Below are 11,440 nucleotides of genomic sequence, written 5' to 3'. Positions count from 1 at the left end.
CATTTGGATAGGTAACTTTAGGCATTATGTGTCCGACGCTTAAATTTAAATCCATAAAATTCGTAAGCATCTCTAAAGTTCCTTCCTTAAAATAAATATCGGGATTAAGCACCAAATGATAATCTGAAACTAGATCAAACGCTTTTATTGCTGCAACATTGTGCGAAGCTCCAAATCCCGGATTAGCCGGATTGTGTATATATTCAATTCTAGGATCAGTGACCAATACCTTTAACTCATCTGTTGGAGAATTATCTACTAGATATATTTTTACATTTAAATTTGTATTAAGAAAAGATCCTATCGCTTCTCTTAACATTTCAATATTATTCTTATATAAAACTATACAAGAAGTTATTTTTATTTTCATAGTATTTTTAACCCTTTTAGACTTTTTCCCATTTTTTACTTTGAAAATTATATTTTTTTACAGGTTTCGCAGGAGTTCCAACAGCAATTACGTAAGGCGGTAAGCTTCTTGAAACTACTGAGTTTGCTCCCACTATAGTTCCTTTTCCTATAGTTACACCTGATAAAACAGACACAAACTCCCCTAACCAAACATTATCTTCAATAGTTACAGGTTTTGCATATAACTTTCTGTCGTTTGGTGGAGTATCAGGCGAATCGTGAATATCGTCTGCGCCATAACTACCATGATTAAGATCTGATATAAAAACCTTACTTGCAATTAAAACGTTATCTCCTATTGTTACATTTTCCAAAGCTGAAATATGTACATAATCATTTATTTGAACATTTTTTCCAATTCGCAAAACCTTGCTCTCATCGACAGGATATGCTTCCAGTCTACATCCTATCCCCGTGGTGAATCCCTCGGAAACATCCATATATTTCTTGCCTCTTACATCAAAAGGAAAACGAATAATTCGTGCTTTTCTCCAAACAAATTTTGTTCTAATCGCCCAAATAATAAGCTTAATTAGTGACAAAAAAGTATATCTTTTTCTCATTTTACACGCTACAAAATATAATTTATTGAATTGTCCTAATTTGCAATTTCCTTGCAAATTTTTAAATATTCCTCTGCTCTTTCTCTAGGTGTAAGGACTATATCCAATTGCTTACATCCTATTTCTACTAAATTTTCAGCTAACCTAGTAGAACTTATTAATTTTTCAATAACTTCTACTATATTTTTTTCGTCGTAAGGATCAAAATACAATGCAGCGTCTTTACAAATTGATGTTGCAAAAGACAAATTTGAAGTTATTATAGGCTTTTTCATCTTCATCGCCTCAGGATAATTAGCTGAAAAACATTCTAAAGTAGTTGGAAGAAATAATGAGTCACATTCATCATATAGCTGTGGGCATTTGTCAACATCTACTCTTCCTAAATTTATAATAGATGGTTTTACAGAATCATCTATTTTTTTGTTGAATAAATCATTATCTACAGTTAATACAAATTTAACTTTATTGCCAGGAAATTTTGAATTAATTAGTGGTATAACTTTATTTAAAATTACTAGATTTTTATGCGGGGCAAAAGAACATAAACTTAAAAAACGGAATTCTCCTTCAACTTTTTCAGGAAGAATATTTTCTTCTAATCTCTTATAACTATTGAAAAAATCATTGTAGGTATTTGAGACTGTATACACATTTTCTTCAGTACAATTAAATAATTTTCTTAATCTTTTGGACACATCTTCTGTCTCACAAACAAAATATTTTCCATTTCGTTTTAAAAACCAAAGATGTATTAATTCAAAGACATTTATTTTAATTTTTTGAAAAAAGGAAATGTTTTTGAAAAAAGGAGAATCTCGATATACATAATGAGGATATGCATACCCAATTAAATGTGGTTTTAAAGGAGTCCACCAAGATGGTCCAAAAACACTAAAAACACAATCTGGATTAATTTTCTTTTCCAATTTTCTCAATTCTTTACGTATTTTAAAACCTTTGATTCCATATATAGGATGATGCTCAAAAGTATAAAAGAAGAAATTTGATGGAAAAGATGAGTTTTCGAGTTCTCTCGAAACGGTTTTACTTAAAAAAACATGATATTCATTTGATTGAATATTAATACATTCTCTAATGAATGAAACTGCAACTTGAGTAACACCTGTACCACTTAGAGTGGAACAATTAATTAATATCTTCATTTTGCCACCTCCTCAAATAGTTGCAACCATTGTTGCATTATTATCTCTTCTGAAAATTTCAGTGAGTTTGTTTTTGCATTTTTACCAAACTCTTTTCGTAAAGTTTCATTTTCAAGTATAGTTGAGACTTTTTCCACAAAATCAGTTAATTTCCCCTCTTCTATTAAATATCCATTTTCATCGTTATTTACAATCTCTCTTGGTCCACATTTACAATCCAAAGAAACAATTGGCAATCCATAATTTTGAGCTTCTGCTAAAACCATTCCAAAACCCTCATATCTAGATGTCATCAAATACAATGAACTATCAATATAATAATCTTTAATATTGCTTGTTGGAGGTTCAAGAACAATATACTTTTCCAAAGACTTAGATTGTATCCTTTCTTGTAATTCTACTGTACTCCCCACACAAACGATAATTAAAATCCAATCTGAGTGTTTCTTTACAATTTCTCCCCAAAGATCTACTAATAGCTCGAAATTTTTTTGGTAAACAACTCTTCCTACGGCAAGTGCTTTTTTATTATTAAGCGAAGAAACAATTTTATTATCACTATCAGGAACTGCATTATATATCACAGCAATATTTTCTTTACTCTTCCAGCTTTCTTTATCTTGATGAGTTAAAACTACAAACTTATCGTACTTTGTTACTATTCTATCATTAAGATGAGTCATATAAACATCTACTAAACGCATAACCCCTTTACGATCCTTTAATAATCTGAACTCTCTACCAAAATGTATTTCTAAAATTTTTTTAGAACCATCCTTTATTTTATGCAAAAAGCTTACATCATTTGTAAACATCGATACAACAATATCAGCTCTTATATCTAGTAAGACTCTTTTTAATCTTCTTTTATGGCGAAGAAATTTTATAGCTGAATCATACAGCCTTATTAAAGGATTTCCTTTTATAGTTTCAGAATAATTAATTCCTAAATCTATACATTTAACTTTTGAAGAAATCTCATAAAAAGGTTCTCTACCTTTCTGACCTGAAGTTATTATATAAACCTCGTAATTGGGTAAATTAACCAAATAATTTGCTTTGCTTATAAGCACTCGTTCCATTCCTCCTGGATTACATGTGCCGTGTATAGTATATACAATTTTCATTTTTAAAAATAGCTTATTATTAAAAAAACCAACTATTCATTTTTTATTTTAATCAAATCAGTATTCATATAGCATAACATAAGAAAAAAACTTATAATTATTATAATTAAAAACATAATCAAAATCATAAACAACAGCATATTAAATAAATAAATGTCAGTGATACAAAATGGGGTGATTGACGCGACAAGAATAATAAATATATTATAAGTAACGCTTTTAACGCTTCTAAACTCGTAAGCAATAAATCGTATAAAACCTATAAACATTCCTATTAGCAAAGATAAAATCCAACCGAATTTTTCACCTAAAAACAAGAGAGATAAATAATTATGACGTGGAGTACTTCCTGATGTTGTAATACCATAGGTAAAGTCGTAAAGACCAACACCTATGTTGGTTGGGGTAAGATCAATTCCGATTAATTTAAGAAATTTGCCGTAAAAAGGATAAAAAATAAAAGAAAAAGCATTTTTATTGTCCATCATAACATATCTAATTGCTTCATCATTATATCCTAACAAAAATATATCCCCACTAAATAAAACTCTTTCAAATAGTTTTGTGGCTGCACTTATGTCACCACCACCAAAGGAACCTATGGTTATTATAAATAATATTGAAGTAAAAAATATTAATAAATATTTTTTAGGTATTTTTTTTATTTCCTTGTTTTCTAATGATGCAAATTTATATTCTACAAATGCATAACAAGTAAATAAAACCATAAAAGATGATTTTGATCCGGAAGCAATAGAAACAAAAATCAAAAAGACAATTAAGAAGTAATCGACAGTAGTAAATTTATTAAATATCTTTCTTTTCATAAACAAAACCGTTGCAAAAATTGGTTTTATTACTAATGATACGTCAAATAAAACTCCTAAACCATCATAAGCATTAACATGATTAACACCTTCCTCTGTACTTAATAAAGTAATACCAATAGTTTTAAAAATGATGAGTTGCACCAAGACAAAAAGAAAGCTGGTAACATAGAAAAAAAAACAAAAATATTTCTTTTGAAAATCATTAAATGTCAAAGGTTCTAGCTGTCTAACTCGTTTTTTTTTAAACAGAAAAAAAAAATTTATCCCTAAAAAAATTGCAATTTCTGTTGTAATAAAAGAAAAAAGAAACTTGTCTTGAATACTATTATTGTACCACATTACAAAAATTGTTGTAGCACTACCTGCAGAAGTTATTGCTTCAATTAAAAAGGAATCTATAATATTTACAAGAGTATTTCTTAGAAAAAAAAACCTATATAATAAAAAGAATAAAACAAAAACAATTATATATAAAAGGAAATTATCTAATACAATTACTGCAAATTGCGCTAACTCCATTATCTAAAAAAATTAAAAACAATTTTTTTTCCTAAAACCATGATTTTAATTTTTTGCAACATCGCTATTAACCAACTTTGAAAACCTAAATTTTTGTATATTATACTTGTTTTATGATCTAAAAAAAGTTTATCCTCGTTTAAAGTTCCAACACCTGTTTGATTAAAGTCAACAATTACTAAATCTATTCTCTGAAAAATAACTCTCTGCCCCCATATTCTAATATTATATTCATAGTCCGAAGCAAGTTTATAATCTATGATATAGAGATTTTTTTTGTAGACACTCTTAGGATAGAAAATAGCTTGATGTGAAATATTTCTTAATGTTAATTTAATTTTACTAAAACTACCATCATATAACCTTTTATCTCCTAATGCAAAGACATCTCCATATATAACAGCATCTTTAATTTTATCAAATTGGTCAAATCTATTTAGAACATCCTTCGTAGAAAGTATATCATCAGCTCCAATTATAAGTAAATAATCTGCTTCAGCAATACTCATTCCTTTATTTATAGCATCAAAAATACCTTTGTCAGCTTCAGATATCCACTTTAAAACAGATCCTTTTTCATTAAATAATGGCTCATATTTTTTTATTATATCAACCGTATCATCTGTACTACCACCGTCAACTATAATATATTCGTAGTCAACAAAATCTTGATTTAAAACGCTTAGTATTGTTTGTTCTATAGTTGCTGCTGCGTTAAAAGAAACTGTTATAATTGCTACAAGAGGTGTTACTATATTATTTGTATTAGTCATATTCAAAATTATTAAACTTTTTATTCATGAGATTCCTTTAAAAAAGATGCTATCTCCTCTTCAATTAAAATATCCAACACTTGAAAGAAATCAAGTTCATATTTCCAACCTAATTTATCTTTTGCAGGAGAGTTATCGCCGTAAATATCTTCGATATCAGTCGGTCGTATAAAATTATCATCTATTACTAATTTATCAATTGAAATATTAAGTTTAGCAAATACATATTCGATAATAGATCTTAATGTAATGCTCTTACCTGAACAAATAATAAAATCGTCTGCATTTTCTACTTGCAACATTAACCACATAGCTTCTACATAATTTGGCGAATACCCGAAATCTCTTTTAATATCAATACTACCAACCTTCAAAACCCAATCTGAGTTATTTTGGTTTCTCACTGTTTCCTGTAGAACCTTCTTAACAAAAAAACCATTTGATCTTAAAAAAGATTCATGATTAAACAAAACCCCATTACAAGCATATAATCCGTATGATTCTCTATAATTAACGACGATCCAGTGTGCAGAGGCTTTTGAAATTGCATACGGACTTAAAGGATGCATTGGAGTATTTATCGTCACAGGCAATTCAGTAACTTTTCCATACATTTCACTACTCGATGCTTGGTATAATCGAATGTCTGCTTTTATAATGCGTATAGCCTCTAACAAATTTAATACCGAAACAATATTAAAATTAATAGTTCCAATAGGCTGCTTAAAAGATAATCCTACTGAACTTTGAGCTGCCAGATTGTAAATTTCATCTGGCATATATTTGTTTATCAAAGAAATGACACTCGAAATATCAAGAAGATCACATTCTTCCATAATTATACTATCAGCAATATGAAGTTGCTTTAATTTTTCTAAATTTTCAGCATGATTATTTCTTGTAATTCCAACAATTCTATAATTTTTTTCCAATAACAATTTAGAAAGATAAGCTCCATCTTGACCACTTATACCAGTAATAAAAGCCGTTTTTAGTTTTGTTTTATTCATTATCTATAACGCAAAAGGTCACTTAACATTTTATCTCATTAAACCACTGACTCATAAACACTTAAATGATCCTTAAATGTTTTATTCCAAGAAAACAGCTCCAATCTCTTAATTCCCCTTATTTTTAAACTATTCCTTAATGATTCATTTTTAATTAAAGTGCTTGCCGCAATTTTTAAAGAATCTGCTAAATTAGGGTCAAAATAAACAGCTGCATCACCACCAACTTCTGGTAAAGAGCCCCCATTACTTAATAATATTGGGCAACCACAAGCGAAAGCTTCTAACACTGGTATTCCAAAACCCTCATATAAACTTGGAAAACAAAAAAACAAAGCATGAATATAGTAATTTGATAATACATTGTCATTAATTATTTTTTTAAAAACAACTTTATCTTCTAATTTTAATAATCTTAAATGTTGAATCTCTTCAGCAGTAAAATCTCCACCACCAGCACAAACTACTTTTAAATTGTTTTCAATTAATAATTCAGCTATTGCTGTTATAAAAAAATTAAAATTTTTATATTCACTTCTATTACCAACAAATAAAATATAATCTTCTTCGATTAATGGTTTATTACCTACATCAAAATTTTGAAGAGAATTCCCTAAATAAACAACATCAATTTTTGCCGCATCTACATCAAAAAACTCCATAATATCATTTTTTGTAGTCTCTGATATGGCTATTACTTTAGATGATTTTTCAAGTAATTTTTTTTTTTGCTCAAAAATTTCACCATCTCTTCTTAAACTCTCAAATTGTCCAGAAAATTTTTCATGAATCATGTCATAAAAAGTAACTACAAAAGGTAATTCTTTGCTACTTTCAAGAAAATATTTATCGTAATATGTTGGGTGAAATACATCATAGTTTCCTTTCGAAATTTTACTTTTACTACAATGTTTATTTACTGAATTAACTATTCTTGATTTTCCTTTAAAATTTGTGCCTGAAAAAAAAGACTTTACCTTAGGATCAAATTTATTATTGTAATAGGCATTTTCGGTCAATAATGTTGCTACCTCACAACTATTATTAATTCCATCAAATCTTTTAATTAACTCAAAAAAATATCTAGAAATTCCGCCATACTTTTGCTGTGTAAATATTTGATGATCGTATAGTATTTTCATTTTTCACCCTTTATAAGTTGGTATAATAAATCTTTGTTTTTTTTAACATAAAAATTCAAAAAACCAGGATTACCAAGTTCATTTTTTTGTTCATATATGTCTGCATCAACATTAACCTCCATTACAGAAGGCTGAATATTTTCTTTCATAGAACCCAATGTTTGTTTACTTGCGAGTGGATGTTTAGCATTTGTATATGATGTGGTACTTACATTAAAACCTATATTAGAAACTAAATTACTGTTTGGAACTACACTAACCCTTCCTTTTATTAAATTTAAAAACGCAAACTGATAATCCCAAGTATTAATTTCCCCATTCAACATCATTTTCAAAATATTTTGCCAATAGAATCTAAATGGTCTATACGATTTATTATTTTTAAAATCTATTTTTTCACTTTGATCTTTTAAATCAAACCTATAATCCTGCCAAACCCTTCTCCATGTTGCCCAACCCCACGCATGTGTCAATGCTGAAAAGTAATAAGAACCATCTCCTCTTTTTACTCCATCTTGATAATTACATCCACTAATATTACCAATCCTATCAACATCTTTATACTTTTTTAACATTTCGGAAACAAATGGAAAGAAATCTTCACTTGGTAAAATGTCATCTTCAAAAATTATTCCCATCTCTTCATTTTCAAAGAACCAAGATATACCCTCACTCACGCATTTACCAGGACCAATATTCTCTTTTCTGTAATTGGTTCTGACCTCACAATCCCAAGACAATTCTTCAAACATTTTCTTCACTTCATTACTTAGCAAAGTATCACTTTCACTTCTAGGACCATCGCACACTACATAAAGACGTTTTGGCTTAACTTTTTCAAGTTCATTAAGTAACATTCTTGTCTGCTCTGGTCTTATAAAAATAACTATTAGAACCGCTATTTCTGAATCAAAACTTTTTATCATTTAATATTTTATTTTTAAAAAAACTCAAACAAAATTCTTCAACTACAAAAATTATCTCATTTTTAAATGCAAAGCGCTGTATCAAAAAATAACTAGACACACAAGAAAAAAAACAAATAATTAATTTAACGAAATCCTTTAGATCAAACATATCAATCAAATAGAAAAAAGGAATAAATAAGATACAAGAAATTAGTGCCTTAATAAGGGTATCAAAATCAAAATTGATTTGAAATTTTTCCTTTGAAATGAAAATGCACAAAAGTAATATTGTAAACTCCGTTGCTGTAGTTGTAATAGCACTACCTATGTATGAAAATTTTGGAACCAGAAATAGATTAGCGCAAACACTTACCAAAGATCCAAAAATTGTAATCAATAGCATTGTCTTTTCTTTATGTCCAGGTGTAAATAATTGCACAAAAATTAAATAGTTTAACGCTATCATCACAATTATTGGCGATAAAATTTGAACTGCCCTAACTGCTGGCAGAAATTCAGAACCAGAAATTAGTGGAATTACCCACTTTGCAGTTAGTCCAATTCCAAATGATAAAGGAATTGATAATGTAAGAACATACTTTAAAGATTTTGCTAAATTCACTCTTACAGCAACAAGGTCATTTTTAAAAAATGCACTTGAAACTTGAGAAAGTGAAACTATTGCCACTGCATTAATCATTGAAAGAGGCAACTTGACTATTTTAATAGCAGTAGAATAATAGCCAACTGCCTCAAAACTACTAAATAATCCCAGAACAAAAGTATCTAAGGTAATATAAATACTTCCTACAACCGTAGTTGTCGCTAATAAAAACAATGGCCTAAAATGCTTTCTAAAATCTAGATTTTTGTAAGAAAAAACAGGACCTTCTTTTATAAATGAATATAGGTTAACCAAAACGTTCATTATTAGCGAAAATAAAAAAAGGGCATAATAAATGACAAAATCATCTTGTTTTTTTATAAGCAAAAAAATTAGAATTGCTGAGATGGCTTTTGTAATTAATGAACGTTTAGTTATGAAATCATATTTCCCTTTTGATTGATAATACCATTCTATCAGTAGCGGGTTAATCAAAATCATTACTCCTCCGATTAAATACAAGTATGGATTTAAATCATTACCATCTAATATAAAGAATAGAAGTATATAGAAACACATTAAAAAAAGAGAAAAAGATTGATGCAATAAAAAAAGTTCAAAAAAAAGTTTATCTCTACCTTTTTTATCATTGAAATCTAATTTTCCAAATTCCCTGATACTGTAAACTGGTATGCCAATTGCTGCGAATAAAATAAAATACTGACTTATACTTTCTATAAAACTAATTTTACCTAAAGCAGATGGCCCCAGAATTCTAGAAACGTATGGATAAGTAACAAGTGGAAGTAATAATTGACTTACAGAAAGTAGTGTATTGTAAAAAATATTTTTTTTTGTGCTCATAATTAATAATTGCGTGAAGTATTTCCTTGAAAAAAGCCTTTTATATTTAAAGAGAGTATCTTTTATAATCGTAGAATAAGTACAAAATTCTATACTCTTAAAAATATAATTAATGACAATTAGCTTTTAATAGTTTCAAATCACTTTCCATCATTGTTTTTAATCTTACTTATGTATCTTCCATGAGGCTTGTGCGCCAAAGTCTCCAGCTAAAATTACTACTTTCATTATTTTATTAAAGTTTTTAAAACTTATTATATTAAAAGATTACTAAAAGAAAATTTCATTAAAGTCAAAATCTATATGAATTTCTATTCACTTTATTTGAAGCTAAAAACACACAAACAATGTTAAACTTTCTAAAAAGCATTCCCTTTAAGTTTTTTTTGCAAGATATTTACTTTAAAAAAATAATTGTATTATATTTTATTAATATAGAGTATTATTAATCAATTAAAAAAATAAAAATTTTTCGAAAGATTAAATAAAGAACTGTCAAAAAACTAAACAAAAAGCCTCCAAATACTATACCTTTAACTTTACTAAATCTTTCTTTCGCTAAGGGCAAAATAGGTCTATCGATAACTTGAATTAATGGGGTTTCTTTGCGTAATGTAACTTTTGCCAATTCGCTCTGCTTCACTAGCTCCGTAAGTATTGCTGTATTAGCCTGAACATCAACTTGTCTTCTAGCAGAAGGAGTACGACGAACATTAAGTGCGGGATTCAAATTAAAAGTATTATCGGTTGCAACTGCAACTCCAGTAATGGCACCGTTTAGTTCTGATCGAATAGAATCAACTTGATGCTCTAAAATTTCCATATTAGCCCTTGCTTTTTTACTTTTTGTACTTATATAAAACTCAGACACTTGATTAGCCAAAGCTTCACAAAAATATTTGGAAAAAAGTTCATTTGTGGATGACACATCAATATTTATAATAGATATTTTTTTATCTTTTTGTCCAACTAGCAATCCCGACTTAGATAAATCACTATAAATCAGCCCCATAATACTATCTTGTACCCTAGTAAATTTTTTACGATCAGCATTAGGCATAAATTTAACGGATGTTAGTTTTGACTTCTCATCCCATTTTTTACGCCACTCATTATTTGCAATATACATTTCTGCTAAAGAAATTATTTTACCATTTACTTTGACTGGAGATAATAATGTTTTTTCAACCATTGATCTTGATTTAAACAATTCCGTAAGATTAGCACTCGTAAAAATTCCTCCTCCACTTCCTCCTAAATCTAAACCAAATGAGCTAGCTAATCCTAATGCACTTCCTAAACCACCTCCTCCGGATTTTTCATCTTCTAATGCAAAAGATAAAGTAGCAGTATAAGTTGGCTTTTTAATATAAGAATAACTTAGTCCTAAAATTGCTCCAAAAAATCCAGCAACTAGAATTATTTTCCATTTCGAAAATAAGTAAACATACCATTCCTTTATCTTTATAATTAATTTCTTTAATGATATTTCATCATTTTCTATCGGTAGATTATCCATTAAT

Annotated in this window: 11 protein-coding genes; all 11 read right to left on the bottom strand. The window is 28.4% G+C overall.

From position 1 onward, the window contains the following. Nucleotides 1-370: glycosyltransferase (locus ABD859_RS19940; RefSeq protein ID WP_345146399.1), on the bottom strand; the 370-nt coding region annotated here is incomplete at its 3' end. 16 nt (nt 371-386) lie between these two features. Further along, on the bottom strand, nt 387-953 hold the full coding sequence (locus tag ABD859_RS19935; RefSeq protein ID WP_345146398.1) for a DapH/DapD/GlmU-related protein: 567 nt from the start codon (nt 951-953) through the stop codon (nt 387-389). A 56-nt stretch (nt 954-1,009) separates the two neighbouring features. Continuing rightward, nucleotides 1,010-2,140, bottom strand: coding sequence for a glycosyltransferase (locus tag ABD859_RS19930; protein ID WP_345146397.1), 1,131 nt, complete (start codon nt 2,138-2,140; stop codon nt 1,010-1,012). Beyond that, on the bottom strand, nt 2,137-3,267 hold the full coding sequence (locus ABD859_RS19925) for a glycosyltransferase family 4 protein (protein WP_345146396.1): 1,131 nt from the start codon (nt 3,265-3,267) through the stop codon (nt 2,137-2,139). The genes ABD859_RS19930 and ABD859_RS19925 overlap by 4 nt, the downstream gene beginning before the upstream one ends. Before the next feature lie 32 nt (nt 3,268-3,299). Continuing rightward, nucleotides 3,300-4,616 (bottom strand): O-antigen polymerase, encoded by a 1,317-nt coding sequence (locus tag ABD859_RS19920; RefSeq protein ID WP_345146395.1) that lies wholly within the window; start codon nt 4,614-4,616, stop codon nt 3,300-3,302. Further along, nucleotides 4,616-5,389 carry a glycosyltransferase family 2 protein gene (locus tag ABD859_RS19915; protein ID WP_345146394.1) on the bottom strand — a complete coding sequence of 258 codons (774 nt, stop codon included), beginning with the start codon at nt 5,387-5,389 and terminating at the stop codon, nt 4,616-4,618. The genes ABD859_RS19920 and ABD859_RS19915 overlap by 1 nt, the downstream gene beginning before the upstream one ends. Before the next feature lie 20 nt (nt 5,390-5,409). After that, nucleotides 5,410-6,399, bottom strand: a complete 990-nt coding sequence (locus ABD859_RS19910) for a GDP-mannose 4,6-dehydratase (RefSeq protein ID WP_345146393.1) — start codon at nt 6,397-6,399, stop codon at nt 5,410-5,412. Nucleotides 6,400-6,437: 38 nt separating this feature from the next. Next, the gene (locus ABD859_RS19905; protein WP_345146392.1) at nt 6,438-7,541 is read right to left on the bottom strand and encodes a glycosyltransferase family 4 protein; all 1,104 of its coding nucleotides are present in this window, start codon (nt 7,539-7,541) and stop codon (nt 6,438-6,440) included. Then, on the bottom strand, nt 7,538-8,467 hold the full coding sequence (locus ABD859_RS19900) for a nucleotide-diphospho-sugar transferase (protein ID WP_345146391.1): 930 nt from the start codon (nt 8,465-8,467) through the stop codon (nt 7,538-7,540). The genes ABD859_RS19905 and ABD859_RS19900 overlap by 4 nt, the downstream gene beginning before the upstream one ends. Continuing rightward, complete coding sequence (locus ABD859_RS19895; protein ID WP_345146390.1) at nt 8,451-9,917, bottom strand: flippase; 1,467 nt, start codon at nt 9,915-9,917, stop codon at nt 8,451-8,453. Before ABD859_RS19895 ends, ABD859_RS19900 begins: the two co-directional genes overlap by 17 nt. A gap of 445 nt (nt 9,918-10,362) precedes the next feature. Continuing rightward, nucleotides 10,363-11,436: a Wzz/FepE/Etk N-terminal domain-containing protein gene (locus tag ABD859_RS19890; protein WP_345146389.1), complete on the bottom strand. Its 1,074-nt coding sequence runs from the start codon at nt 11,434-11,436 to the stop codon at nt 10,363-10,365. Between the last annotated feature and the right edge of the window lie 4 nt (nt 11,437-11,440).

Source organism: Flavobacterium ginsengiterrae (assembly GCF_039539785.1).
In the GTDB taxonomy this organism is placed as follows: domain Bacteria; phylum Bacteroidota; class Bacteroidia; order Flavobacteriales; family Flavobacteriaceae; genus Flavobacterium; species Flavobacterium ginsengiterrae.
Note: the sequence above shows the minus strand (reverse complement) of the source record. Positions and strands in the feature narration are given on the sequence as shown.

Bases quoted from the DNA above. Each gene is read 5' to 3' on its own strand.
- ABD859_RS19930 (WP_345146397.1), bottom strand. From the start codon at position 2,140: ATGAAGATATTAATTAATTGTTCCACTCTAAGTGGTACAGGTGTTACT.
- ABD859_RS19925 (WP_345146396.1), bottom strand. From the start codon at position 3,267: ATGAAAATTGTATATACTATACACGGCACATGTAATCCAGGAGGAATG.
- ABD859_RS19920 (WP_345146395.1), bottom strand. From the start codon at position 4,616: ATGGAGTTAGCGCAATTTGCAGTAATTGTATTAGATAATTTCCTTTTA.
- ABD859_RS19915 (WP_345146394.1), bottom strand. From the start codon at position 5,389: ATGACTAATACAAATAATATAGTAACACCTCTTGTAGCAATTATAACA.
- ABD859_RS19910 (WP_345146393.1), bottom strand. From the start codon at position 6,399: ATGAATAAAACAAAACTAAAAACGGCTTTTATTACTGGTATAAGTGGT.
- ABD859_RS19905 (WP_345146392.1), bottom strand. From the start codon at position 7,541: ATGAAAATACTATACGATCATCAAATATTTACACAGCAAAAGTATGGC.
- ABD859_RS19900 (WP_345146391.1), bottom strand. From the start codon at position 8,467: ATGATAAAAAGTTTTGATTCAGAAATAGCGGTTCTAATAGTTATTTTT.
- ABD859_RS19895 (WP_345146390.1), bottom strand. From the start codon at position 9,917: ATGAGCACAAAAAAAAATATTTTTTACAATACACTACTTTCTGTAAGT.
- ABD859_RS19890 (WP_345146389.1), bottom strand. From the start codon at position 11,436: ATGGATAATCTACCGATAGAAAATGATGAAATATCATTAAAGAAATTA.